This is a genomic window from Campylobacter jejuni (assembly GCF_001457695.1).
GTDB lineage: Bacteria > Campylobacterota > Campylobacteria > Campylobacterales > Campylobacteraceae > Campylobacter_D > Campylobacter_D jejuni.
The window spans coordinates 1,367,563-1,393,623 of the sequence record NZ_LN831025.1 but is presented as its reverse complement, the minus strand read 5'-3'; the positions used below and the strand labels follow the sequence as shown (position 1 = coordinate 1,393,623).

Genomic DNA, 26,061 nt, shown 5'->3' with positions numbered 1-26,061 from the left:
TTTAATGTAATTCTACCACAAAATTCGCCAAAATATTTTATAATTTCTTTTATGAAATACACAGAACTTTTACAATTACAAACTTTTTTTTCTCAGTTTAAAAAAATCGATTTTATCAAGCGTATCAATGACAATATTTTGGAATTAAGCTTTGATAGAGAAAGATTTATTTTTGATCTTACTCGTGCAATGAGTGCGATTTATACAGCTAAATTTAATGCAAAAAATTATAATGCACCTTTTGATTTTATGCTTAAAAAGTATTTTAGCAATGCTTTTATAAAGGAAGTTAAAGTCCTTGAAGGCAATCGTATTTTATGTTTTAGTGTAAAAGCTAATAAGGCTTATAAAAGCTATGAGAGTAAAATTTATTTTGAATTTACGGGTAAAAATACCAATGTTATTCTTACAGATGAAAAAGATTTGATCATAGAGGCTTTAAGGCACATTGATAAAAGTTATCGCATTGTAAAACCTAATCTGATTTTAGAGTCTTTAAAGCCTTATAAAATGGATGAAAATTTTGAGGAAATTAAAGACTTTGCAGATTATTTTTCTCGCAAATTTACAAGTATTTATGAGAGTAAAATCAAACAAATAAAAAATTTAAAACTTGCACAAGTGGATAAAAAAATACAAAATTTACAAGAACTTTTTTCCAGTCTAGATGAAGAAAATTCTTTATTCTTAAAAGCTTTAGAATACAGAAAAAGGGCTGATGTATTGTTTGCAAATTTGAGTGTTTTAAAAGATTATGAAAGGGAATTTAAGCTTGATGATTTTGAAGGCAAAGAGCTTGAATTTAAGCTTGAATTTAATCCTAAGCAAAGCGCTAATTTATATTATAAAAATGCTAAAAAATTAGAACAAAAAGCTAAAAATTTAAACATACAAAGACAAAATTTAAAAGAAAAGTTAGATTTTACCTTGAGTTTGAAAGAATTATTGCTTCAAGCTAAGAGTGAGATAGAGCTTGAAATTTTACTACCTAAAAAAAATAGCAAAAAAAATCAAGATCATAAACAAGAAGATCTTGTGGCAAATTTTTATTTTAACGAGTTTAAAATTTGCGTGGGTAAAAATGAAAAAGGCAATGAATTTTTACTTAAAAATGCTAAAAAAGATGATTTGTGGCTTCATGTAAGGGATATTCCTAGTGCACATACTTTGATTGTATCAAACAAGCAAAAAATCAGCCTCGATGTGATAGAATTTGCTGCAAGGCTTTGTGTAAGCTTTTCTAAGTTAAAGAAAGGTTCGTATTGGGTCGATTATACCTTAAAAAATTTTGTCAAGGTTCAGCAAAAGGCGTTTGTAAATTATACAAATTTTAAAAGTATTAATATCACAAAGGATTAAAATGCCAGTTAGCCCTTTAGGAAATATCAATTATATAAATCAGAATATGGCTTATCCAGCTACACAAGCAAGCAATGAGCTTGCAAAAGAAGGTTTTGCAGCTACGCTAAATATGGCTGAATTTAATGAAAAAGAAAAAACTTTGAACAAGCTTGAAAAAGTCAATGAGACTCATGAAATCAAAGAAGAGATCAAAGAAAAAGCCGAACAAGAAGAAAAAAAGAAAAAACACAATCAAGAAGCTAAAACCAGCGATGATGAGAAAAATGAAGAAGATGAGTCTAAAGATCCAAATTTTAAAGACGCACAAAGCATTCATCGCTTAGATATTAGTATATAAGGAAAAATATGTTTAATACAACTAGAATTATTTCAGCTCTTGTGATGATAGGGGCTATTATTATTATCGCGTTGATTGATCAATTTTTTATCAATTTTATCGTTTTTGCGGTTTTATTGTATTTATCTTTTAGTGAAGCAAAAAAACTTTTTGCTTTAGAAAATATCTCTATTATCCCTTTGGCTATAGCTTTTATTTTGGGAAGTTTATCGCATAAAGCTTTGCTTTTTGGGATTTTAGCTTTGTTATTAGTCGTTGGATATTTGGTTTATAAAAAGGCTTCCTTAAAACCAGCTCTTATTTATATTTATCCTAGTTTGCCTATTTTAGCACTTTGGCAAGTGTATTTAGATCAGGGTATGTTTGCACTTTTTTGGCTTATCATTATCGTTGCAGCTTGTGATAGTGGGGCGTATTTTATCGGAAAATTTATGGGAAAAACTCCTTTTTCTCCAACAAGTCCAAACAAAACTTTAGAAGGTGTTATAGGTGGTTTGATTTGTGCGAGTGTTATTGGAACTATTTTGGGAATTTTTGTTTATAGTTTTTGGCTTTCTTTACTTTGTTCGTTTTTTGTAGCGATTTTTGCAGTGATTGGAGATTTGCTTGAGAGTTATTTTAAAAGAGAAGCAGGTGTAAAAGATAGTGGAGATCTTATCCCTGGTCATGGGGGTGTGCTCGATAGGATCGATGCGGTGATCATTGCTACTTTTGTGATGGTTGCTCTTTTATGATACTTTTTGGAAGTACGGGCAGTATAGGAGTAAATGCTCTTAAACTTGCTGCTTTAAAAAACATTCCCATTTCTGCTTTAGCTTGTGGGGATAACATCGCTCTTTTAAATGAGCAAATCGCAAGGTTTAAACCCAAATTTGTTGCCATAAAAGATTCAAAAAATAAGCATTTAGTTAAACACGATAGAGTTTTTATAGGGCAAGAAGGTTTAGAGCAAATTTTAACAGAATGTCAAGATAAGCTTTTACTCAATGCCATTGTAGGTTTTGCAGGACTTAAAAGCACTTTAAAGGCTAAAGAGCTTGGCAAAAACATAGCTTTAGCTAACAAAGAAAGTCTTGTAGTAGCTGGGAGTTTTTTGAAAGGGGCTAAATTTTTACCCGTTGATAGTGAGCATGCAGCTTTAAAATTTTTACTCGAAGGTAAAAAAAATATAGCAAAACTTTATATCACAGCAAGTGGTGGAGCTTTTTATAGGTATAAAATCAAAGATTTAAATCAAGTCAGTGTCAAAGATGCTTTAAAACATCCTAATTGGAACATGGGAGCAAAGATCACTATAGATAGTGCGACTATGGCAAATAAGCTTTTTGAGATTATAGAGGCTTATCATTTATATGATTTTAAAGAAATTGATGCTTTAATAGAACCAAGATCTTTAGTGCATGCAATGTGTGAATTTAAAAATGGAGCTAGCACGGCGTATTTTTCAAAAGCAGATATGAAACTAGCTATTTCAGATGCTATATTTGAAAAACAAGATACGCCTATTTTAGAGGCTGTTGATTTTAGCAAAATGCCTGCTTTAAAATTTCATCCAATCAGCACAAAAAAATATCCTATTTTTAAGCTTAAAAATACATTTTTAAAAGAGCCAAATTTAGGTGTTATCATCAATGCTGCTAATGAAGTTGGTGTTTATAATTTTTTAGAAAATAAAAGTGGATTTTTAGGTATCACTAAATGCATTTTTAAAGCCCTTGATCATTTTGGAGTGCCTAAAATTTCAAGTATAGAAGAGGTTTTTGAGTATGATTTTAAAACAAGAGAGTATTTAAGGAGTTAAAATGAAAATTTTTTTAACAATTTTATTTTTTATAACAAGCATTTTTGCTTTAGAGCTAGACTTTAGCGTAGGAGAAAATGGAAAAAGTCTAGATGATAATAATACAGTTTTAATTTTTGGTGGAATTCAAGGTGATGAGCCTGGTGGATTTCATGCGGCAAGTTTGCTTTTGAGTGATTATAATATCACCAAGGGTAAGATTATAGTGGCTCCAAATTTAGCTTTTGATAGCATTATCAAGCGTTCGCGTGGGAATAATGGGGATTTAAACCGTAAATTTGCAAGCATTAGCCCAAAGGATCCTGATTATAAAACCGTGCAACGCATTAAAGAGCTTATTTTACTTCCTGAAGTTAGTATGGTGATCAATCTTCACGATGGTTGGGGTTTTTATAAACCTACTTATATCGATGCGATGCAAAATCCTAAGCGTTGGGGAAATTCAAGCGTGATTGACACAAGTGAAATCAATGCAAGCAAATACCCTGATCTTGAAAATATCGCCACTCAAACCGTAAATAGTGTCAATTCTTCACTTGCTGATCCAAAGCATGCTTATCATCTTAAAAACACCAAAACCCAAGAGCTTGGCGATATGGAAATGCTTAAAGCTTTGACTTATTTTGTGATTTCAAATCACAAAGCCGCTTTTGCAAATGAAGCGAGTAAAAATCTGCCTGTAAATTTAAGAGCTTATTATCATCTTTTGGCAATTGAAAATTATTTAAAAACTGCAGGAATTGAATTTAGCAGAGATTTCGAACTCACTCCACAAGAGGTTGATAAAGTCATAAATAAAGAGCTTGAAGTGAAACTTTTTGATGATAGAATTTTACTTTCTTTAAAAAATCCAAGAAAGCTTATCAACTATGTGCCTTTTCCGGTAAATAAAGAGTTAAATTATAACACAAGCAATGAACTTACGGCTATTATCGCAGAAGGAAATTCTTTTTATATCCAGTATGGCAATCGTTTTCAAACAAGATTATATCCTGAGTATTTAGAATTTAGCGATGCTTTTAATGAGGTAACTTTTCAAGTTGATGGCAATGAAACCACCGTTCCTTTTGGAACCAAGGTGAAAGTAAAAGAGAATTTTCTTATTCCAAAGATCGCTAATGTGCGCGTAAATATCATAGGCTTTGATCACTCAAAAGATGAAAGTGGTATTTTAGTTCATAAAAAAAATATGCAAACACAATATTCTTTAGATATGGCAGGTAAAATTTATAGAGTGGAATTTTATGAGTTAAGAGGGGCGAATTTGCAACAACTTTTAGAAGCAAATACCAATAGCAAGTTGATCAAAAATGCTAAAAATTTGGATTTAAACACTCTTAAAATGGCAAGATCAAAAGATAAATTCTTAGGTTCTATTTTAGTGGAATTTGAATGAAAAATCTTATCCTAGCTATAGAAAGTTCTTGTGATGATAGTTCTATAGCTATCATTGATAAAAATACCTTAGAATGTAAATTTCATAAAAAAATTTCCCAAGAATTAGATCATAGTATCTATGGAGGAGTGGTGCCTGAACTTGCTGCAAGGCTTCATAGTGAGGCTTTACCAAAGATACTTACGCAATGCAAAGAGCATTTTAAAAATCTTTGTGCCATAGCTGTGACAAATGAACCTGGACTTAGTGTTTCTTTGCTCAGTGGAATTTCTATGGCAAAAACCTTAGCAAGTGCTCTAAATTTACCTTTAATCCCTATAAATCATCTTAAAGGTCATATTTATAGTCTTTTTTTGGAAGAAAAAATTTCTTTAGATAGGGGAATTTTGCTTGTCAGTGGTGGGCATACTATGGTGCTTTATCTTAAAGATGATGCAAACTTAGAGCTTTTAGCAAGCACAAATGATGATAGCTTTGGAGAAAGTTTTGATAAAGTGGCTAAAATGATGAATTTAGGTTATCCTGGTGGGGTTATCATAGAAAATTTAGCAAAAAATGCCAAACTTAAAAATATCTCTTTTAACACACCTTTAAAGCATTCTAAAGAACTCGCTTTCAGTTTTTCAGGGCTTAAAAATGCAGTGCGTTTAGAAATTTTAAAGCATAAAAATTTAAGCGATGATATAAAAGCAGAAATAGCTTATGCCTTTGAAAATACAGCTTGTGATCATATCATGGATAAATTAGAAAAAATTTTTAATCTTTATAAATTTAAAAATTTTGGCGTTGTAGGTGGAGCGAGTGCAAATCTTAACTTGCGTTCGCGTTTGCAAAATTTATGTCAAAAATATAATGCAAATTTAAAACTAGCTCCTTTAAAATTCTGCTCTGATAATGCTTTGATGATAGCAAGAGCCGCAGTTGATGCTTATGAAAAAAAGGAATTTGTAAGTGTAGAAGAAGATATTTTAAGCCCTAAAAATAAAAATTTTTCAAGGATATAGATGAGAAAAGCTTTTACTATATTAGAACTTGTTTTTGTGATCGTTATTTTGGGAATTTTAGCCGCTATTGCTTTGCCAAAAATGAGTTCAAGTAAGGATGAAGCTGAAGTTAGCAAGTCTTTAAACAACCTTAAAACTTTGATCAATGATATAAGCATTTATACTTTAAAAAATGATCATTTAAGCTCTATAAAAACGATGAGTAATGTAAGTGGGGTTGAAAATGTCGATCTTGGCAATTTCAATGGCACAAAAGAAGTAAATTTTCGCGTAGGCGATGATAAAGAATGCTTAAAACTTGTTTTTATAGATAGAGCGGATTTTATACTCATGGGAATTTCAAGTAATGAAGCAAGCAAAAATGCTATCATCAACGCAGCCAATCAAAGCCATGAAGATTTAGAAAATATAGACTTTACAAGCTCTTCTAGCAATAAAGCTTGTGTGATCTTAAGTAAGAATGAAAATTTTAAAAACCTAGCAAGTAAAACTTATCTTTTAATAGGGGAAATGTAATGATAGTGAGCAAAGCTTATGAGATTGACTCTTGTGATGATGTAGAGCTTGGTATAAAAAGAGAATCAAAGCTTGAATTTAAGCTTTGGTATGATGATGAAAAAACACCTGAAGCCTTGGTGTTTGTGGTGCAAGGTATGGGTGATGATATATCATCGATCCAATATGTTGGTGATTATATGGTAAGGCAATTTAATACTGCTGTAGTTGGAGTAAATTATCATTGTATTGGCAATCGTCCTCAAACTGGATCAACTTTTTATTTAGATGATATAGACAAGCTTATTTTAAAAGCAAGTTGTGAAGCTGCGGATATCAAGCTTCCTTATGATGTTGATAAAATTCAAGACTATAAACAAATGAGTGAAATTTTTCATTTTATTAACTATAGCATTGTCCAAGGCAAGCAAAAAGGTAATTTTACACCAAATTATTTTTTAAATTTACATGTGAGTTTGCAACCTACAAAAAACGAGTATCAAAATTTTGGAATCATGCAAGCTCAAGATCTTTTAAATGTCACACTTTACCTTAAAAAACATGCTCCTTTTGATACTATGGGGGGGGGTATACCCGTTATTATGATAGGTAGTTCTCATGGGGGATATTTAGCACATTTGGCGGCTAAGATTGCACCTTGGTTAGTAGATGGAGTGTTGGATAATTCTGCATACGCGAAGTTTTTATGGAGAGTTGTAGGTTTTGGAAAGGAAATAGATTTTATGCAGTGTAGTGAATTTTCTACTTTTGATTTTTTCCATCATATCAATACACACTGTTCGACAAAAACTTTTTGGACAAGTAATTCTTCATCGCCTCGTTTTTTTTCTCCCGCAAGAAGAAAAATTCGAAATCTTTTAGAGGAAGATCATCTTTTAGAACAATCAAAATGTTTAAAAACTTGCTTTATAAGTTATCATTCGTTATATGATGAGTATGTTTCTTTAAAAGAAAAAACTATGTTCTATGAAGAGCTTGAGAAACTTGGTTTTGATGTAACTTTGTGTTCTGTTACTAAAGAATCTCAAGTTGATGGAAAATTTATTAAAAACTTAAATCATGGCATGGGAATTCCGGTAAAACTTTTGATTAAGAAAGAACTTCCTTTAATGCTAGAAAAAATAAAACAAAATTCAAAAAAAGATTATAAAGAAAAATGTATCTCTTATCCTTGCGAGGATTTGTTGTATCAATTTAGCGAAAAAGATGACAAAATGTCACTAAAAATAGATAAAATTTAAGGAAAGCTAATGACCCTACTAGAAAAAAACATACAAGCTTTATTAAGTGGAGTAAATGAACCCTTAGGAAATAAACTTTTAAATTTCATACAAAATAAAACTTGTTCTCATTTTAATATAGATGAAAATTTAAATATCTTTGATAAAACTCATAATATTTTCATGTATGAAAACTTAGAAGAAGAATTAAATTTTTTCTATCAAAGTATTTTAGAAAAAACTCCTAGATATCCTTTTATATGTATTTATGGTATAGGCAATGCTTTACTGATTAAAAATTTAGCTAAACACTATAAACATCTTTTTGTATTTGAAAGCGAAATAGAACTTTTCATCCTGGCTTTAAGTGTGCTAGATTTGAGTGAAGAGCTTTGTAGTGGAAAAATTTATCTTGTGGATATCGAAGAAGAAAGAGTAGATATTCAACTGCTTATACTTTTTGATATGAAAGATATGTTTGAGTACTTAAGTTTGTATGAGATGTTTGTGAATAATGTTTATTATAAAAAGTTTTATGAGGATGTCTGGCATAAAGCAGATGAGCTTTGCGAGAAAAATATAAAAGTTGTGATAAGAAATTTAAATTCTAGTTTATGTATCGGTTTTGAGTGTTATTCTCATCTTTTACAAAACATCCCTTCTATGCTTGAAAGCATTCCTTTTCAAAGAATCTTAAGTGAAAGAAAAAACAAATTTGAAAATGCTATAGTAGTTTCTGCAGGACCTAGTTTAGCTAAACAACTTCCTTTACTTAAAGCTTATCAAGATAAAGCAGTGATCTTTTGTGCTGATGGGGCTTTAAGCATGCTTGAAAAAGAAGGCATAATACCTGATTATGTTTTAAATATTGACTTTGAAGACTTGCCTTTAAGATTTTTTCAAAATAAAGAAAATAAAACTTCTTTAAATATGCTTTCATGCGCCACGCATCCTAGTTTGGTTCGTGTACTAGATAATAAAAGTGTGATTTTAAGAGATGATCCTTTATACCAACGCTTCAATCTTAATGACTTTGGCTATATTGATACAGGTACTCATGTAAGTCATTTTTCTTATACCTTAGCTTTGGCTTTAGGATTTAAAAATATTATCATGATAGGACAAGATTTAGCTTTTGATGAAAAAGGAAATTCACACTCAAAAGGTTTTGCTTTGGGTGAAAGGATAGACCATACTCTTAATTTACCAACTTTACAAGTCACCGCCTATGCAGGCAAAGGTGAAGTTTTAACTCATATTGCTTGGAATGATTATCGCATAAAGCTTGAATATCTTTTTGCTTGCAACAGTAAAGAAGCTAAATTTTACAATGCTACTGAAGGTGGAGCAAGGATTAATTTTACTGAAGAACTTTCCTTTAAAGAATGTTGTGACAAACTCCTTACAAAATTTAAACCCAAGTTTGAACTTCCAAAAAGTTTAACTAAAAATAGAAGTGATAAACTCCTAGTTAAATTCAAAGAAAAAATACAAAAAGATCAAGAAAATGCTAAAAGATTTTTAAACGATGCCTTAGCTTTAAAACAAATTTTAGAAAACATACTCAGTAAAGATTTTATCTTGCCTTTGGAATTTTTAGAAAAAGTTTATCAAAATATAGAAAATTTCAATCACTCTTTAGATACAGATGAGTTTATACAGGATGGTATTTTAAAAGCAGTGATTTATGAACGAGGACTTAGGATAAGCTTAGTTTATAAAGAAAATATTTTAGATCATGCTAGTTTCATCAGCGCTTATATCAAGGCTTATGATGAATGGTTGCTTTATTTTATAGAAAAATTAGAGCAAAGAATAAATATTATTATCAATTCTTTTAAGGAAAGCTAATGAGCCTACTAGAAAAAAACATACAAGCTTTATTAAGTGGAGTAAATGAACCCTTAGGAAATAAACTTTTAAATTTCATACAAAATAAAACTTGTTCTCATTTTAATATAGATGAAAATTTAAATATCTTTGATAAAACTCATAATATTTTCATGTATGAAAACTTAGAAGAAGAATTAAATTTTTTCTATCAAAGTATTTTAGAAAAAACTCCTAGATATCCTTTTATATGTATTTATGGTATAGGCAATGCTTTACTGATTAAAAATTTAGCTAAACACTATAAACATCTTTTTGTATTTGAAAGCGAAATAGAACTTTTCATCCTGGCTTTAAGTGTGCTAGATTTGAGTGAAGAGCTAAAAACTTATCAAGTGATATTGTTTGATGCAGCAGTCAAGGATGTGGAAATTCATATTGCTATGATTTTTGATCAACAAAGCATTTTAGAGCATCTAAGCTTGTATGAAATGTTTATTAGCTCGCATTATTATCTTAAATACTATGAAACTTCTATTTTATCTTTGAATGAACTTTGTATTAAAAGTGCAAGTGTAGCGATAAGAAATGCAGATATTACATGTTTTTTACCTTTACTGACACACGGACAATTTTTACAAAACATCCCTTCCATGCTTGAAAGCATTCCTTTTCAAAGAATCTTAAGCCAAAGAAAAAACCAATTTGAAAATGCTATAGTAGTTTCTGCAGGACCAAGCTTAGCTAAACAACTTCCTTTACTTAAAGCTTATCAAGAAAAAGCAGTGATCTTTTGTGCTGATGGGGCTTTAAGCATGCTTGAAAAAGAAGGCATCGTGCCTGATTATGTGACGAATTTAGATTTTACTGATCTAGCAATGAAATTTTTTCAAAATAAAGAAAATTTAAAACAAAGCATTATTACTCTTGAGTGTGCTACACATCCTAATGTCGCGCGTAGTTTAAAGGCTGAAAATTGTATGATTATTTTAAGAAATAAAGCTCTTTATCAACGCTTCAATCTTAATGACTTTGGCTATATCGATACAGGTACTCATGTGAGTCATTTTTCTTATACTTTAGCTTTGGCTTTAGGATTTAAAAATATCATCCTGATAGGACAAGATTTAGCCTTTGATGAAAAAGGAAATTCACACTCAAAAGGTTTTAGTTATGGCGAGCAATTTAGCGGAGAAAAAACTGTGCCTACCTTAAAAACCCAAGCCTATGCAGGCAAAGGAGAAGTTTTAACCCATATAACTTGGAATGATTATCGCATAAAGCTTGAATACCTTTTTGCTTGCAACAGCAAAGAAGCTAAATTTTACAATGCCACTGAAGGTGGAGCAAGGATTCATTTTACTGAGGAACTTTCCTTTAAAGAATGTTGTGAAAAACTCCTTACAAAAGAAAAACCCAAATTTGATATTCCAAAAAGTTTAACCCCAAACAGAAGTGATAAACTCCTAGTTAAATTCAAAGAAAAAATACAAAAAGATCAAGAAAATGCTAAAAGATTTTTAAATGATGCTTTAGCTTTAAAACAAATTTTAGAAAATATACTCAGTAAAGATTTTCTTTTACCTTTAGAATTTTTAGAAAAAGTCTATCAAAACATAGAAAATTTCAATCACTCTTTAGATACAGATGAGTTTATACAGGATGAAACTTTAAGAGGAGCCTTTGCTTATCGTGGAAAATTAATTTCCGATGTATTAAAACTTCATATACAAGATAAAACGCATTTCATCACAGCTTACATCAAAGCTTACCATGAATGGTTGCTTTATTTTATAGAAAAATTAGAACAAAAATACAAGTCTTTGTCAAAAGTATGAAATTTTATTGCTAAAGTATAAAATATTTTTTTGATTGCACGATATGGTATTTAACAAGTTCATGGATGAGCTTGAATTTTTTTAAAAGGATTTAAAATGGGATTTCGTATTAACACCAATGTTGCAGCTTTAAATGCTAAAGCAAACGCTGATTTAAATAGTAAAAGTTTAGATGCTTCTTTAAGTAGACTTAGTTCAGGTCTTAGAATCAACTCCGCAGCAGATGATGCTTCAGGGATGGCGATAGCAGATTCTTTGCGTTCACAAGCAGCCACTTTAGGTCAAGCTATCAACAATGGTAATGATGCTATAGGTATCTTACAAACTGCTGATAAGGCTATGGATGAGCAACTTAAAATCTTAGATACAATTAAAACTAAGGCAACTCAAGCAGCTCAAGATGGACAAAGTTTAAAAACAAGAACCATGCTTCAAGCAGATATCAACCGTTTAATGGAAGAACTTGATAATATCGCAAATACTACTTCATTTAACGGTAAACAACTTTTAAGTGGAAATTTTATCAATCAAGAATTTCAAATCGGTGCTAGTTCAAATCAAACTGTAAAAGCTACCATAGGAGCAACTCAATCTTCTAAGATAGGTTTAACACGCTTTGAAACAGGAGGAAGAATTTCATCTAGTGGTGAAGTGCAATTTACTCTTAAAAATTACAATGGTATAGATGATTTTAAGTTTCAAAAAGTTGTGATTTCAACTTCAGTTGGAACAGGACTTGGAGCTTTAGCTGAAGAGATCAATAAAAGTGCTGATCAAACCGGTGTTAGAGCTACTTTTACAGTAGAAACTAGAGGTATGGCTGCAGTTAGAGCAGGAACTACTTCAGATGATTTTGCTATCAATGGGGTAAAAATTGGTCAAGTAGATTACAAAGATGGTGATGCTAATGGAGCCTTAGTTGCTGCAATCAATTCGGTTAAAGATACCACTGGAGTTGAAGCTTCAATCGATGCTAATGGACAACTTTTGCTTAGCTCAAGAGAAGGAAGAGGGATTAAAATCGAAGGTAATATAGGTGGAGGTGCCTTTATCAATACTGATATGAAAGAAAACTATGGCCGCTTGTCTTTAGTTAAAAATGATGGTAAAGATATTTTAATCAGCGGTAACAGTCTTTCTTCTGCAGGCTTTGGCACAACTCAATTTATCTCTCAAGCTTCTGTTTCTTTAAGAGAATCAAAAGGACAAATTGATGCTAATATCGCTGATGCTATGGGATTTGGTTCTGTAAACAAAGGAGTTGTGTTAGCTTATTCTTCTGTCAGTGCTTATATGAGTGCTGCAGGAAGTGGATTTTCGGCAGGTTCAGGTTATTCTGTAGGTAGTACCAAAAATTATTCTGCTATACTTTCTGCTAATACAATAACTATTTCAGCTGCTTCGCAACTTTCTAAGGTATATAATGTTTCTGCAGGTTCAGGTTTTTCATCAGGATCAAATCTTTCTCAGTTTGCAACTATGAAAACAACTGCTTTTGGAGTAAAAGATGAAACAGCAGGTGTAACTACACTTAAAGGTGCTATGGCTGTGATGGATATAGCTGAAACAGCTACAACAAATCTTGATCAAATCAGAGCCGACATTGGTTCGGTGCAAAATCAAGTTACATCAACTATAAACAACATCACTGTAACTCAGGTAAATGTTAAAGCAGCAGAATCGCAAATCCGTGATGTAGACTTTGCAGCCGAGAGTGCAAACTACTCTAAAGCAAATATCTTAGCTCAAAGCGGCTCTTATGCCATGGCACAGGCTAATTCTGTTCAACAAAATGTTTTAAGATTACTACAGTAGTTTAAAAAGCTGTAATATATACAAATCAAAGCCTAGTTTAATGCTAGGCTTTTTTATTTTAAACTCTAAAATTTTTAATTAAACTAAAACTTGGAACACTTTTTGCTTTAATCTTTTCGATGCAATATTTTGAAAGGATTTAAAATGGGTTTTAGGATAAACACCAACATCGGTGCATTAAACGCACATGCAAATTCAGTTGTTAATGCTAGAGAACTGGATAAGTCTTTAAGCAGACTTAGTTCAGGTCTTAGAATCAACTCCGCAGCAGATGATGCTTCAGGGATGGCGATAGCAGATTCTTTGCGTTCACAAGCAGCCACTTTAGGTCAAGCTATCAACAATGGTAATGATGCTATAGGTATCTTACAAACTGCTGATAAGGCTATGGATGAGCAACTTAAAATCTTAGATACAATTAAAACTAAGGCAACTCAAGCAGCTCAAGATGGACAAAGTTTAAAAACAAGAACCATGCTTCAAGCAGATATCAACCGTTTAATGGAAGAACTTGATAATATCGCAAATACTACTTCATTTAACGGTAAACAACTTTTAAGTGGAAATTTTATCAATCAAGAATTTCAAATCGGTGCTAGTTCAAATCAAACTGTAAAAGCTACCATAGGAGCAACTCAATCTTCTAAGATAGGTTTAACACGCTTTGAAACAGGAGGAAGAATTTCATCTAGTGGTGAAGTGCAATTTACTCTTAAAAATTACAATGGTATAGATGATTTTAAGTTTCAAAAAGTTGTGATTTCAACTTCAGTTGGAACAGGACTTGGAGCTTTAGCTGAAGAGATCAATAAAAGTGCTGATCAAACCGGTGTTAGAGCTACTTTTACAGTAGAAACTAGAGGTATGGCTGCAGTTAGAGCAGGAACTACTTCAGATGATTTTGCTATCAATGGGGTAAAAATTGGTCAAGTAGATTACAAAGATGGTGATGCTAATGGAGCCTTAGTTGCTGCAATCAATTCGGTTAAAGATACCACTGGAGTTGAAGCTTCAATCGATGCTAATGGACAGCTTTTGCTTAGCTCAAGAGAAGGAAGAGGGATTAAAATCGATGGTAATATAGGTGGAGGTGCCTTTATCAATACTGATATGAAAGAAAACTATGGCCGCTTGTCTTTAGTTAAAAATGATGGTAAAGATATTTTAATCAGCGGTAACAGTCTTTCTTCTGCAGGCTTTGGCACAACTCAATTTATCTCTCAAGCTTCTGTTTCTTTAAGAGAATCAAAAGGAAGATTTGATGCTAATATCGCTGATGCTATGGGATTTGGTTCTGTAAACAAAGGAGTTGTGTTAGCTTATTCTTCTGTCAGTGCTTATATGAGTGCTGCAGGAAGTGGATTTTCGGCAGGTTCAGGTTATTCTGTAGGTAGTACCAAAAATTATTCTGCTGTACTTACTGCTAATGCAACAACTATTTCAGCTGCTTCGCAACTTTCTAAGGTATATAATGTTTCTGCAGGTTCAGGTTTTTCATCAGGATCAAATCTTTCTCAGTTTGCAACTATGAAAACAACTGCTTTTGGAGTAAAAGATGAAACAGCAGGTGTAACTACACTTAAAGGTGCTATGGCTGTGATGGATATAGCTGAAACAGCTACAACAAATCTTGATCAAATCAGAGCCGACATTGGTTCAGTGCAAAATCAACTTCAAGTGACTATAAACAACATCACTGTAACTCAGGTAAATGTTAAAGCAGCCGAATCAACCATAAGAGATGTAGATTTTGCAGCTGAAAGTGCAAATTTTTCTAAATATAACATCCTTGCACAGTCAGGTTCTTATGCTATGAGTCAGGCTAATGCAGTGCAGCAAAATGTTTTAAAACTTCTTCAATAATTTCTTAGATGCTTTTATGCATCTAAGCTTTTAAAGTGCTTTTTTCTTTTCTAAGAAGTCTTGCAAAGGTAAAATAGCGATTTTAAGTCTTTTATCTTGAGCTTCTAAAAGTTCTATGATATTTTCCATCAAAGCTTCGTGCGCATAAACCCAAGCAAAAAGTTTATTTTGTTTATCAGATTCATCTTTGATATTTTTAAGATATAAAGGCGTTAATATACTTTGTTCATGATGTAAAGTAGGGCCTAAAATTTCTTGCAAAAAGAGATATTTTTTATTTGAAAGTTTTTCTTTGATTTTGTCTATATTTTGATTTATTTGTTCAAGAGAGAGCTTGTTTTTTCCATGGGTAAGATTGTGAATTTGTTTTTGAACTTTTTTACACTCTTTTTTAAAATTCAAGGATAGATTCATATTTTTTTTGATTTTTTGATAGATTTTTAATCCGAGTTTTACTTGTTCTTTAGTATTTAAAACTTGTAATTTTTTAAATTTTTTATCTTTTTTATTTTCGAGTAAATCTTCACAAAGTTCTTTAAAAGGTTTTTCTATAGCGCTTTCTATTCTAGCACCTCCTTCGGTGCAATTATAAGTTTTACTTTTGCTAAAAGCAATGAAATTTTCAAAAATTTGTCTAAAAAGTGTCCAAATTTCAGAACTTTGAACTTTTCCATTTCCTCCATAAGCTGTAGTGCTAAATCTATCTAAGTCCCTTTCATAGTCTCCATTATGTAAATTAGCATGGATAAAACCTTGAGAGTGTGTTTGTCCATCTTTGGCATAAGCTAAATCCTGACCTATGAGAATGATGTTTTTATGTCCTAAATTTTCAGCCAGTTCGTAAGCCATATGAGATACACTCATACCCGCGTTAATATATCCATAATCGTCTAGTTCCAAGTATCTAGCAAAAGGCTGGCCTTTTATAATTAAAATGTATTTTCTTTGATTTTTTTCAAGATAAGAAATGGTTTTTTTATGCACCAAGGAAGCAATTAAAAAAATAATATCTTTATCCAATTCCCCAAAATCATTATTAAAACATTCAGCTACTATTTCATCGCGTTCCAACATGCAAACATAATCAGGCTTTATACCATGTTTAGCTAAAATAGGATAAGAAGAATCCGCACAAAAAATTGTAGCTTTATTAGCATATTTTTTTAACAAAGGAAGTTGTTTAGTAAGAGATGGTCCTGTAGAAACAATGATAGCTGTATCACTTATACCCTTTCTTTTAGAAAGTAATTCTTTATAACTAGGATGGGTAATCATTTCAGGAAGATTATAAACAAATTGTTCTATACCTTGCATGGCATCTTTAGGATCATTTCCACGCATAAGATTGTGATTTTTGATGATTTGCATATTGAGTTTATTAAGTTTTAAAATATCTTCTTTATAGTGTTCATAAAAATCATTAGCAATGTGTAGGTTATAAGAACGATAAAACAAATCCCCTATCAAACGAAAAACTTTATCCATTTTAGGAAGATTAATATCATCATGATGTAAAATAATGAGTCGCCCTAAGCTTAAATCTTTGCTAAAATCTATGAAATTTAAAGCCAAAAAGATAAGTTCTAATTCTTTTTCAAAGATGATTATTCTTTTAAGTGCTTGATTTTGAAGTAGAATTTTATATAAAATTCCATTTCCAAAACCATAAAAAAAAAGCACAGGATAGCGTGTAAAATCTTTAAAATATTCTAAATTTTTTTCAAGTTCTTTGATGGGATCTTGATACATTTTTTTTAAATTTCTTTTTTTGATGATATTGATATCAAGATTATCTTTTCCTTGGGTAAAACTAAAATGTTTAAGTTCTTTAAGATCTTGAAGCTTTTTGCGTAGATTATCATACTCAGAGCCACTTAAAGCTTTGATATTTTTTTCAAAATTAATTTCCTTTTTTCTCACCTTCTCACCCTTTCCATCCATTTATCTAATTTTCTTTCTTTAAGTTTTTCTTCTAAAGGAAGTATATTTTTAATCAAAGCATTTTCTTGTGCTTTAATATGTCCATAAACTAATTCCATAAATTCTAAATGTTCTTTTATCCAAAGAATACTTTTATTAAAAGCATCTTCTTTGGTTTTAGGATTTAAAACATAAATTCTAGCAAGATTAAGTTCAAATTGTATGAATAAAGATTGCAAGATATCATACAAATCTTGCATTTGTTTTATATCTTCAAGTTTGTTTTTAAACTCATCTATTTTTTCAATAGCTAAATTGATATCCTCTTCTTTTTCATTTAAACTCAAATATATACTTTGTATATTTTCAAAATCATTACTTAGAATTTTATTAAAATCTCTACAATGCTTAATACTTTGATAAACTTTATAATAAGCCTTAAGTAAAAACTCATTTTGTTTATTTAAACTTAAAGGTTCTAATTTTTCAAAAGGTTTATTTAAATCTTTATCAAGTAAATTCTCACAAGCCCATAAAAAAGGTTTTTCTATAGTTCCTTCTATCCTTGCTCCACCTTCGGTGCAGTTGTAGGTGGTTGAAATAATATTTCTTGAAATGGTATTTTGCAAAGAGAATCTAAACATAGTCCAAATTCCTGAACTTTCAACCTTTCCGTTGCCTCCATAGGCTAGACATTGAAATTTTCCCTTATCTCTTTGAAAATGTCCTTCATGTTTATCAAGATTGCTATAATCTTTGGTATGAGAAAATCCATCTTTAGCATAAGCTAAATCTTGTCCTATGAAAATGATATTTTTATAGTTTAGATGAGTTGCAAATTCATAAGCCATATGTGCAACGCTTGGCCCATAGCCTACATAGCCATATTGATGAAAATTAATATTTTTAATGAAATCAGAAGGTCTTGAAATAAGCATGAAATTTCTATTATTTTTTTGAAGATATTTTATAGTTTGTGGATAGACCCAACTTACACAAACAAACAAAACATCCCTATCAAATTCCCCAAAATCATTATTAAAAAATTCAGAAGTTAAAGGAATCCTTTCTAAAGAAAGTACATAATCAGGCTTGATATCATGTTTAGCTAAAATAGGATAAGAAGAATCTGCACAAAAAATCGTAGCTGTATTAGCATATTTTTTTAACAAAGGAAGTTGTTTAGTAAGAGATGGTCCTGTAGAAACAATAATAGCTGTATCACTTAAATTTTTTCTTTTAGAAAGTAATTCTTTATAACTAGGATGAGTGATCATTTGAGGTAAGTTATAAACAAATTGTTCTATGCCTTGAAGAGTATCTGTTGAATCATTACCATGAGAAATAATAGAATCTTTAAAATACTGTACTAGCTTTTTATTTAACTCCAAAACATCTTCATGAAATCTTTCATAATAATGACTCATTAATTCTAAAAAATAAATTCTAGAAAATTGAAAGAAAGGTTTAAAAGAACAAAGTTCATTATAATCTTGAGTTTGTAATTTATCATTTTCCAAAATCATCAATCTTGCACTTTGCAATTCATTTGAAAAATCTAAGATATGAAACATGATCCAAATGATTTCTATATCTTTTTCAAAAACAACAATATGCTGATGATTTTTATTTTGTAATAAAGCTTTAAATAAAACTCCATTTCCAAAACCATAAAAATACAATACAGGATAAAGTAGGTATTTGTCGTTGTAAGTGTTTAACATAGCTTGCAACTCTTTAATGGGATCTTGATAAAGTAAATTTTCATTATACCCCCCCCCATTATTTTTTATACTTGTATCTTTTAAATTGATATCTAGATTATCTTTACCTAAGATAAGTTCAAATTTACTAGACTTGATTTCTTTTAAACTTTCTTTTAAAAGAATATTACCTAAAGCCTCAATGTTTTTGTTAAAGAGTTCTTTTTGGGTAGGGGTGAAGGTCATTGGAAATCCTAATTATTTTTTAGCTATATCGTCAAAATTCCAATTTTCTAAACTTTTTTCTATGGTTTGGTTTTGAGCATCAAGGTATCCTAAACCTTGGATAAACCAATTGTGTTGTATTTTCAAAAAGTCTATTAAATTTTCTTTTTGCTTATTTATGTTTAAAACTTCAAATTTTAAAATTTCGCATTCGTTATGAAAATAAATAGCTTGACAAAGTTCATTAAAAAGCTTGAGTTTTTTAAATTCTTTAAAAAGATTTAAAAGATCATTTTTGATTTTTTCAAGAGTTTGAAAATCTTTGTCATTTTTTTCTAAAGTGTATCTAAGCTTTTGAAGCTGAGTTTGAGTTTTTTTTATAAATTCTTTAGATTCTAAAATGCTTTTTTGGAGATATTTTTTTGTTTTTTCTAGTTTATTTTCGGCTAGTTTTTTATCTAGAAAATTTGGAAAATCAAAAGGTTTATCTAAATCTTTATCAAGTAAATTCTCACAAGCCCATAAAAAAGGTTTTTCTATAGTTCCTTCTATTCTTGCTCCACCTTCGGTGCAGTTGTAGGTGGTGATATTGAGTTTTTCTTTTGCCCAAAATATATCTTTTTCAAAAGCTTGACGAAATAAATTCCAAGTGAGTTGAGTTCTTACTTTGCCTTTTCCTCCATAAGCTAGTGTATATTTTTCTCCTCTGATTTCTTCACCTTGACTTCCATGTATATGCTCTTTAGGATGTGAACTTCCATCCTCGCTATAAGCTAAATCTTGTCCTATAAAAATGATATTTTCAAATCTTAAGGCTCCGGCTAGTTCATAGATCATATTTGAAACACTGTGTCCTACTCCAAGATATCCATATTCATCAAGTTTTAAACTAGCTGCAAAATTTAAAGGGCGATGTACAAGCATATAAGTTCTTTGATCTTTTTCTAAAAAATCTAATACTTCTTTATGAACTACAGAAGCAAGTATAAAAAGTATGCCTTTGTTAAAATCGCCAAAATCATTATCAAAACATTTAGAAACTATATCATCACGTTCTAGCATGCAAACATAATCAGGCTTTATACCGTATTTTCCAAGGATAACATAAGCACTATCTGCACAAAAAATCGTAGCTTTATTAGCATACTTTTTTAATAAAGGAAGTTGTTTAGTAAGAGATGGTCCTGTAGAAACAATGATAGCATTTTTAACCTTAGCTCTTCTTTCTTTGAGAAATTCTTGAAAAATTCCATGATTTAACATTTTAGGGAGATTGTCTAGGGTATGTTTGATTCCAACTAAAGAATCATGCGGATCATTACCTTTGTTTAAAACGATAAATCGTATCATTTCTATGAGCTGGGCATTTGTATTTTGTATTTGTGTATTTTGGAAATTTTGATAAAAATCACTATGGATGAAAAGATTAAAAATTTTTACACTTTTTTGAATGATTTCATAAGTAAAAAGTGTGGTGAGTTGTGCTGTATTAATATTTGGAGTATAAAAAAGTATTAGTTGTTCTTTTTTTAATTCTTCGCTAAAATCAAATAAATGAAAAGCTAAAGTTAAAATTTCAAGATTGTCTTCAAAAATGATAATGTGTTTATGTTGTTTGTTTTTACATAAAGTTTTATAAAACATTCCATTTCCAAAGCCATAAAAAAACAAAACAGGATATTTGTTATATTCGGTTTTAAACAGAGTAAGGTTTTCCAAAAGCTCTTTATTGGGATTTTCATAAAGAAAAATATCATCTTTTTTAAAATTTATTCCATTTTCATCTTGGATAAGTGCAAAAGTTAAGTATTTAAGTGATCTCAGTCTACAAGCTAACAACTCATCGACCTCAAACAAAGCTTGAGTATTTTTTAAAAAAAGCTCTTCTCTCACCTTCTCACCCTTTCCATCCATTTATCTAATTTTCTTTCTTTAAGTTTTTCTTCTAAAGGAAGTATATTTTTAATCAAAGCATTTTCTTGTGCTTTAATATGTCCATAAACTAATTCCATAAATTCTAAATGTTCTTTTATCCAAAGAATACTTTTATTAAAAGCATCTTCTTTGGTTTTAGGATTTAAAACATAAATTCTAGCAAGATTAAGTTCAAATTGTGTCAGTAAAGGACCTAAAATTTGTATCAAATCTTTTTGAGTATTGTAAAGTTCATCTATTTGAGTTTTGGTTTTGTCTATATCTTGAATAATTTCTTGAATAAAAATTTCATTTTTTTGAGAATTTTGTAAACTCATAAAAGAGTTTTTTATTTTATCATAAACTTTAATAAAATTATCGTTAAAATCTCTACAATGCTTAATACTTTGATAAACTTTATAATAAGCCTTAAGTAAAAACTCATTTTGTTTATTTAAACTTAAAGGTTCTAATTTTTCAAAAGGTTTATTTAAATCTTTATCAAGTAAATTCTCACAAGCCCAAAGAAAAGGTTTTTCTATGGCTCCTTTTATCCTTGCTCCCCCTTCGGTGCAGTTGTAAACTTTAGTATCTAAATATTTTTGTATTTTTTCTATGTCTTGTTCTAAATTTTGTTTAAACATAAGCCAAACATGATGAGTTTTAACTTCTCCTTTCCCCCCATAAGCCTTAGTTAAAATAGGTTCATGCGCCTTACTTTCATAGGTGGCTGAGTTTTGATAATCATCAGGATGAGAATTACCATTTTTTGCATAGGCTAAATCCTGTCCTATGAAAATGATGTTTTTATGTTTTAAATGCAAAGAAAGATAACAAGCCATATGTGCAACGCTAAATCCCATATTAAAATACCCAAAATGATCCAGTTTTAAATAATTTATAAAACTTGCATAGGTTGAAACTAGGGTAAAATTATCGGTTTTTTTGGTTAGGTAATTTATGGCATTAGGGTGTACTACAGATTTAATAATAAAACAAACCTCCCTATCAAATTCCCCAAAATCATGATTAAAAAATTCAGCCGTAAATTCACTTCTTTCAAGCATGCAAACATAATCAGGCTTGATATCATGTTTAGCCAAAATAGGATAAGCACTATCGGCACAAAAAATTGTAGCTTTATTAGCATATTTTTTTAACAAAGGAAGTTGTTTAGTAAGAGATGGTCCTGTAGAAACAATAATAGCTGTATCACTTAAATTTTTTCTTTTAGAAAGGAGTTTTGTATAACTAGGATGAGTGATCATTTGAGGTAAGTTATAAACAAATTGCTCTATGCCTTGAAGAGCATCCAGAGGATCATTACCATGAGAAACAATAGAATATTTAAAAGTTTCTGCTAATTTCTTATTCAATTCTAAAACATCCTCATGAAATCTTTCATAATAATGACTCATCAGTTCTAAAAAATAAATTCTAGAAAATTGAAAGAAAGGTTTGCTAGAGCAAAAATTAGAAAAAAATTCTATATCCAAAGAACTTGTTTGCAAAATCATCAATCTTGAATTTTGCAATTCATTTGAAAAATCTAAGATATGAAACATGATCCAAATGATTTCTATATCTTTTTCAAAAACAACAATATGCTGATGATTTTTATTTTGCAATAAAGCTTTAAATAAAATTCCATTTCCAAAACCATAAAAATATAATACAGGATAAAGTAGATATTTATCATTATAAGTATTTAGCATAGAGTTTAATTCATCAATAACATTTTCATAAAGAAAAGTATTATCACTTGTATCTTTTAGATTGATATCTAGATTATCTTTACCTAAGATAAGTTCAAATTTACTTGATTTAATTTCTTTTAAACTTTCTTTTAAAAGAATATTACTTAAAGCCTCAATGTTTTTGTTAAAGAGTTCTTTTTGAGTAGGGGTGAAGGTCATCATAAGCCCCATCCATCATCTACCACTAAGGTTTGCCCTGTGATAAATCTACTCTCATCACTAAGCAAAAACACCAAAGTTCCACATATATCATCTGCATCTAACATGCCTTTACTCGCACAACATTTTCTATAAGCTTTTAAAAAAAGTTCGTTTTGATTGTCTAAAATTCCCCCGCTTGCTAGGGTATTAACGCGTATGTTTTGATTAAAAAGCTCTTTAGCTAGCCAAGTACCCATGTGGTTAATCCCTGCTTTTATCACGCTATATTCTAAAGAGCTTTGCATGGAAGTGCCTTCATAGTTTTCAAATTTTGGCGCATAAACTCCCATGATGGAGCTAAGATTGATGATATTGCCATAGCCTTGTTGTTTAAAAAATTTCACAAATTCTTGAGCAGCCAGCATAAAGCCTGCTAAATGTAAATTTAAACTTTCACAAATTTGTTCGTATTTGAGTTCATAATAAGGCGTTTTACCCCAATCTTTGCCAAAAGGATAGCTTGAGTTAACAAAAGCATCGATTTTGCCGTATCTTTCTTGACTTTTTTGAAGGGCAATTTGTAAACTTTCTTGTTTGGTGATGTCAAGTTCTAAGCTTAAAAGTTTTGTTTTAAAATTTGTTTCTAAATTTTCTTGCAATTTATTTAAGCATTCTTTGTTGATATCTGCGAGTATAGGGATACCTTTGCTAAGAAGTATTTTTTTGCAAAGCGCTTTACCTATGCGTCCGCAAGCTCCTGTTACAAAGATGATCTTATTTTCAAGCATTAAAAATCCTTTGGAGATAAATTTTTTAAAGAGATTAAAAACTCTACGATTTTAAAATCAAGCTCGCTATCAATATCAAAAGCCGTGCTTTCATCCATTACAAAAAGCCCTGTTTTTTCTCCAAAAACACTATCATTTTCTAAAAGATAATCCCTTTTAAAGATATAAATACTAGCGTTCATATCGTAGCATTTTGGGGCACTTTGGCGAGTGGTAAAATTTCCTTCTTTGGATTTTACTACCTTGTTATTTTGTATTTCTACGAGGTTAAAATAAGGATTGCGTCTAGCAGGAACTGCGGTGATGAGATTGGAATTATCATTTTTAACAAAACTTTCATAAGCTTTTTTTATATCAAGGCTTGAGCGAAGCGGGGCTGAAGCATCTAAGTCTATGAGAGTTTCAAAACGCGTTTTAAAGTGCTCTTCACTTCTTAGCAAGGCATCACGCATGACAGGAAGTTTTGCAGCCTGATCATTGGCAAGATGGGCTTCTCTTTTAAAAAAAACTTCAGCATCGTATTTTTGGGCTACACTTGCGATTTCATCACTATCAGTACTTATGACTATGTGTTTAAAAAGCTTTGAATTTTGAGCTTGTATGATGCTATAAGCTATCATTTCAAGTTCGTTAATCTTTCTAATATTTTTGTTTTTAACGCCTTTACTTCCACCTCTAGCACAAATGGTGCATAAAATTTCAGCCATTTTTTTTCCTTACTTCATCACAAAGTTCAAGTACTTTTAAAGCTTGCTTAAGATCGCAAAGTTCTTTGTCTTTTTCAGAGATTGCTTGATGTAAATTTTGAAGGGTTTTTATCGTATCGTTTTCAAAATTTAAGATTTTTTGACTTTGATCTTTGTGATAAATTTCGATTTTATTGTTTATTAAATCGGCTTTAAAGCTTTTTTCTAAAGTGTGAATGGTAATTTCTCTTTTGTTAAATTTAGAAAAATAGTCTAATTCTATATGAATTTTAGCTTCTTGTGAATTTTTTAAAGCCAAAAAGGCAAAATCATCGCTTGTTATGTCAAGCTCTGAAATTTTAGCATTTTGGGAGTATATAAGCTCTAAGTTTCCAAAAAGAAAAAAGGCTAGATCGATTTCATGAGAAAGATCGAGTAAAACCCCACCACCTAGCTCTTTTTTAGCGCTGTAATTTTGCCTGTAGTCTAAAGCCCTCCAATGGGGCAAATAAGAATTGCAAACCAAACTAGCAAAATAAATTTTTTCACCTTTTAAAAGTTTTTTTAAAGCTACAATCACAGGATGAAAACGCAGTAAATACGCTACATAAATGTGATTTTTTGAGCTTGTGAAATTTTGCACCTTTTCAAATAAAGGTTTTTCTACGAGTATGATTTTATCTTTTACGAGCTCATTTAAAGCTTTTAAGGTGTTAAAATGCTCTGTGGTGATATTTGCGATGATAAAAAGATCAAATTCATTTAAATGACATTCTTTTAAGGAACGATAGATTTGAGTTTTTTCAAACTCTTCTTTTTTAGCACTTAAAGAAAGCAAACTTACTTCATACTTTAAATTTTTTAAGGCTAAAAAATGCTTTTTTCCTATGCTTCCAAAGCCTATGATTAAGACTTTCATTTAAAATCCTCATTGGCTTTTAAAAACTCATCTGGCCTTCCAATGTCGATCCAATAATCATTGATGATATAGGTATTTACCTTACCTTTTTGCAGAGCGAGTTTGATGAGTTCTGGCATATCTAGGTATTCATTTTTAGCAATTAAATTTAAAATTTCATTTTCAAGTACATAAATCCCCGCACTTACTAGGAATTTTTGGGTAGGTTTTTCTTCTATATTTTCTATAAAACCTTGTTTTTGAGTGATCACTCCATAAGGAATTTGTTGCTCAAACTCACGCACGCAAACGCTCATTAAAGCTTTTGATTTTTTATGCGCTTTTAAAAGATCATTAAAATCAAGCTCGGTTAAAATGTCTGCATTCATAACGATAAAACTTTCTTTAAATTCTTGTTTTATAAGGCTTAAAGCTCCTGCTGTGCCTAGTTTTTTACGCTCTTTAATATAAGAAATTTTAACCCCAAATTTTTGCCCTTTTTGAAAATAATCTTCTATGATTTGTTTTTTATAATTCACACAAAAGATAAAATTTTCAAAATTTTGATTTTTAAGCCTTTGGACTATACTTTCTAAAATAGGCTTTTTGCCTACTTTTAGCATGGGTTTTGGAGTATCTTTAGTCAGCTCTTTTAAGCGAGAGCCTAAGCCACCAGCCATGATGATAATGGAGTTTGGATTGGCTTTTAAGAGCGATGAGACAGATTTTATGGAAAGAATTTGCCCTTTTTCATCTAAAACAGGAAAATCATAAATATCGGTTTTAGCAGAAATTTTTAAAAGCTGTTCTTTGCTTGTGTTTTCTTTTATGGTGATGGGATTTTTAGTGTAAATATCCTTGATACTATCTTTTAAAGTTTTGCCACTAATTAAAGCTTTTCTGATGTTTGAATCGCTAATGACTCCTAAAAATTTATCCTTTTTATCAACTATAATGCCTAGTCTAACGCGTTCTTGCCCGACTATTTTTAAAGCTTCTTCTATGCTTGAATCAGGGGTGAGTTTGAGTTTGTTTATATCCACACTA

The 26,061-nt window shown here is 30.5% G+C and carries 20 protein-coding genes; 12 read left to right on the top strand and 8 right to left on the bottom strand.

The genetic code is table 11. The annotated features are described in order from the left end of the window. Window positions 1-51 precede the first annotated feature (51 nt). The 12 genes from AT682_RS07080 (at window position 52) to AT682_RS07025 (ending at window position 14,982) form a co-directional block, all read left to right on the top strand. A complete protein-coding gene (locus AT682_RS07080; RefSeq protein ID WP_002882702.1) occupies window positions 52-1,359 on the top strand; it encodes an NFACT RNA binding domain-containing protein in 1,308 nt (435 codons plus the stop codon). A 1-nt stretch (window position 1,360) separates the two neighbouring features. Then, the gene (locus AT682_RS07075) at window positions 1,361-1,699 is read left to right on the top strand and encodes a hypothetical protein (RefSeq protein WP_002852397.1); all 339 of its coding nucleotides are present in this window, start codon (window positions 1,361-1,363) and stop codon (window positions 1,697-1,699) included. Window positions 1,700-1,707: 8 nt separating this feature from the next. Further along, window positions 1,708-2,433: a phosphatidate cytidylyltransferase gene (gene cdsA / locus AT682_RS07070; protein WP_002882703.1), complete on the top strand. Its 726-nt coding sequence runs from the start codon at window positions 1,708-1,710 to the stop codon at window positions 2,431-2,433. Beyond that, complete coding sequence (gene dxr, locus AT682_RS07065; RefSeq protein WP_002853864.1) at window positions 2,430-3,500, top strand: 1-deoxy-D-xylulose-5-phosphate reductoisomerase; 1,071 nt, start codon at window positions 2,430-2,432, stop codon at window positions 3,498-3,500. Before cdsA ends, dxr begins: the two co-directional genes overlap by 4 nt. Window position 3,501: 1 nt before the next feature. Next, window positions 3,502-4,896 carry a peptidoglycan D,L-carboxypeptidase Pgp1 gene (pgp1, locus tag AT682_RS07060; RefSeq protein WP_002882704.1) on the top strand — a complete coding sequence of 465 codons (1,395 nt, stop codon included), beginning with the start codon at window positions 3,502-3,504 and terminating at the stop codon, window positions 4,894-4,896. Further along, window positions 4,893-5,900, top strand: coding sequence for a tRNA (adenosine(37)-N6)-threonylcarbamoyltransferase complex transferase subunit TsaD (gene tsaD, locus AT682_RS07055; protein WP_002858276.1), 1,008 nt, complete (start codon window positions 4,893-4,895; stop codon window positions 5,898-5,900). Before pgp1 ends, tsaD begins: the two co-directional genes overlap by 4 nt. Beyond that, window positions 5,901-6,416 carry a type II secretion system protein gene (locus AT682_RS07050; protein WP_002882705.1) on the top strand — a complete coding sequence of 172 codons (516 nt, stop codon included), beginning with the start codon at window positions 5,901-5,903 and terminating at the stop codon, window positions 6,414-6,416. Then, complete coding sequence (locus tag AT682_RS07045; protein WP_002882706.1) at window positions 6,416-7,657, top strand: DUF2920 family protein; 1,242 nt, start codon at window positions 6,416-6,418, stop codon at window positions 7,655-7,657. The genes AT682_RS07050 and AT682_RS07045 overlap by 1 nt, the downstream gene beginning before the upstream one ends. Window positions 7,658-7,666: 9 nt before the next feature. Then, window positions 7,667-9,487, top strand: coding sequence for a motility associated factor glycosyltransferase family protein (locus AT682_RS07040; RefSeq protein WP_016818352.1), 1,821 nt, complete (start codon window positions 7,667-7,669; stop codon window positions 9,485-9,487). Next, the gene (locus tag AT682_RS07035; protein ID WP_016818353.1) at window positions 9,487-11,304 is read left to right on the top strand and encodes a motility associated factor glycosyltransferase family protein; all 1,818 of its coding nucleotides are present in this window, start codon (window positions 9,487-9,489) and stop codon (window positions 11,302-11,304) included. The genes AT682_RS07040 and AT682_RS07035 overlap by 1 nt, the downstream gene beginning before the upstream one ends. 96 nt (window positions 11,305-11,400) lie before the next feature. Further along, the gene (locus AT682_RS07030) at window positions 11,401-13,119 is read left to right on the top strand and encodes a flagellin A (RefSeq protein ID WP_058207863.1); all 1,719 of its coding nucleotides are present in this window, start codon (window positions 11,401-11,403) and stop codon (window positions 13,117-13,119) included. 144 nt (window positions 13,120-13,263) lie between these two features. Then, complete coding sequence (locus AT682_RS07025; RefSeq protein ID WP_058207862.1) at window positions 13,264-14,982, top strand: flagellin A; 1,719 nt, start codon at window positions 13,264-13,266, stop codon at window positions 14,980-14,982. Window positions 14,983-15,012: 30 nt separating this feature from the next. On the opposite strand, the gene pseE is transcribed toward AT682_RS07025, so the two are convergent. The 8 genes from pseE to AT682_RS06985 are packed head-to-tail and all read right to left on the bottom strand — an operon-like array spanning window position 15,013 to window position 26,057. After that, window positions 15,013-16,923: a motility associated factor glycosyltransferase family protein gene (gene pseE / locus AT682_RS07020; RefSeq protein ID WP_039333200.1), complete on the bottom strand. Its 1,911-nt coding sequence runs from the start codon at window positions 16,921-16,923 to the stop codon at window positions 15,013-15,015. Then, window positions 16,899-18,851, bottom strand: coding sequence for a motility associated factor glycosyltransferase family protein (locus AT682_RS07015; RefSeq protein ID WP_058207861.1), 1,953 nt, complete (start codon window positions 18,849-18,851; stop codon window positions 16,899-16,901). Before AT682_RS07015 ends, pseE begins: the two co-directional genes overlap by 25 nt. A 12-nt stretch (window positions 18,852-18,863) precedes the next feature. After that, window positions 18,864-20,723, bottom strand: coding sequence for a motility associated factor glycosyltransferase family protein (locus AT682_RS07010; RefSeq protein WP_014516837.1), 1,860 nt, complete (start codon window positions 20,721-20,723; stop codon window positions 18,864-18,866). Then, window positions 20,720-22,660 (bottom strand): motility associated factor glycosyltransferase family protein, encoded by a 1,941-nt coding sequence (locus AT682_RS07005; protein WP_016818177.1) that lies wholly within the window; start codon window positions 22,658-22,660, stop codon window positions 20,720-20,722. Before AT682_RS07005 ends, AT682_RS07010 begins: the two co-directional genes overlap by 4 nt. Further along, window positions 22,660-23,430, bottom strand: a complete 771-nt coding sequence (ptmA, locus tag AT682_RS07000; protein ID WP_002882575.1) for a flagellin modification protein PtmA — start codon at window positions 23,428-23,430, stop codon at window positions 22,660-22,662. Before ptmA ends, AT682_RS07005 begins: the two co-directional genes overlap by 1 nt. Beyond that, window positions 23,430-24,137 (bottom strand): CMP-N,N'-diacetyllegionaminic acid synthase, encoded by a 708-nt coding sequence (legF, locus tag AT682_RS06995; RefSeq protein WP_002840071.1) that lies wholly within the window; start codon window positions 24,135-24,137, stop codon window positions 23,430-23,432. The genes ptmA and legF overlap by 1 nt, the downstream gene beginning before the upstream one ends. Then, a complete protein-coding gene (ptmF, locus tag AT682_RS06990; protein WP_002882571.1) occupies window positions 24,130-25,035 on the bottom strand; it encodes an L-glutamine-D-fructose-6-phosphate isomerase subunit in 906 nt (301 codons plus the stop codon). Before ptmF ends, legF begins: the two co-directional genes overlap by 8 nt. Further along, entirely contained in the window at window positions 25,032-26,057 is a 1,026-nt protein-coding gene (locus AT682_RS06985) for a nucleotidyltransferase family protein (RefSeq protein WP_002811475.1), read from the bottom strand. Before AT682_RS06985 ends, ptmF begins: the two co-directional genes overlap by 4 nt. Between the last annotated feature and the right edge of the window lie 4 nt (window positions 26,058-26,061).

Excerpts from the sequence above, each read along its gene's own strand:
- AT682_RS07080 (WP_002882702.1), top strand. The coding sequence starts at position 52 with ATGAAATACACAGAACTTTTACAATTACAAACTTTTTTTTCTCAGTTT.
- AT682_RS07075 (WP_002852397.1), top strand. The coding sequence starts at position 1,361 with ATGCCAGTTAGCCCTTTAGGAAATATCAATTATATAAATCAGAATATG.
- cdsA (WP_002882703.1), top strand. The coding sequence starts at position 1,708 with ATGTTTAATACAACTAGAATTATTTCAGCTCTTGTGATGATAGGGGCT.
- dxr (WP_002853864.1), top strand. The coding sequence starts at position 2,430 with ATGATACTTTTTGGAAGTACGGGCAGTATAGGAGTAAATGCTCTTAAA.
- pgp1 (WP_002882704.1), top strand. The coding sequence starts at position 3,502 with ATGAAAATTTTTTTAACAATTTTATTTTTTATAACAAGCATTTTTGCT.
- tsaD (WP_002858276.1), top strand. The coding sequence starts at position 4,893 with ATGAAAAATCTTATCCTAGCTATAGAAAGTTCTTGTGATGATAGTTCT.
- AT682_RS07050 (WP_002882705.1), top strand. The coding sequence starts at position 5,901 with ATGAGAAAAGCTTTTACTATATTAGAACTTGTTTTTGTGATCGTTATT.
- AT682_RS07045 (WP_002882706.1), top strand. The coding sequence starts at position 6,416 with ATGATAGTGAGCAAAGCTTATGAGATTGACTCTTGTGATGATGTAGAG.
- AT682_RS07040 (WP_016818352.1), top strand. The coding sequence starts at position 7,667 with ATGACCCTACTAGAAAAAAACATACAAGCTTTATTAAGTGGAGTAAAT.
- AT682_RS07035 (WP_016818353.1), top strand. The coding sequence starts at position 9,487 with ATGAGCCTACTAGAAAAAAACATACAAGCTTTATTAAGTGGAGTAAAT.
- AT682_RS07030 (WP_058207863.1), top strand. The coding sequence starts at position 11,401 with ATGGGATTTCGTATTAACACCAATGTTGCAGCTTTAAATGCTAAAGCA.
- AT682_RS07025 (WP_058207862.1), top strand. The coding sequence starts at position 13,264 with ATGGGTTTTAGGATAAACACCAACATCGGTGCATTAAACGCACATGCA.
- pseE (WP_039333200.1), bottom strand. The coding sequence starts at position 16,923 with ATGGATGGAAAGGGTGAGAAGGTGAGAAAAAAGGAAATTAATTTTGAA.
- AT682_RS07015 (WP_058207861.1), bottom strand. The coding sequence starts at position 18,851 with ATGACCTTCACCCCTACCCAAAAAGAACTCTTTAACAAAAACATTGAG.
- AT682_RS07005 (WP_016818177.1), bottom strand. The coding sequence starts at position 22,660 with ATGACCTTCACCCCTACTCAAAAAGAACTCTTTAACAAAAACATTGAG.
- ptmA (WP_002882575.1), bottom strand. The coding sequence starts at position 23,430 with ATGCTTGAAAATAAGATCATCTTTGTAACAGGAGCTTGCGGACGCATA.
- legF (WP_002840071.1), bottom strand. The coding sequence starts at position 24,137 with ATGGCTGAAATTTTATGCACCATTTGTGCTAGAGGTGGAAGTAAAGGC.
- ptmF (WP_002882571.1), bottom strand. The coding sequence starts at position 25,035 with ATGAAAGTCTTAATCATAGGCTTTGGAAGCATAGGAAAAAAGCATTTT.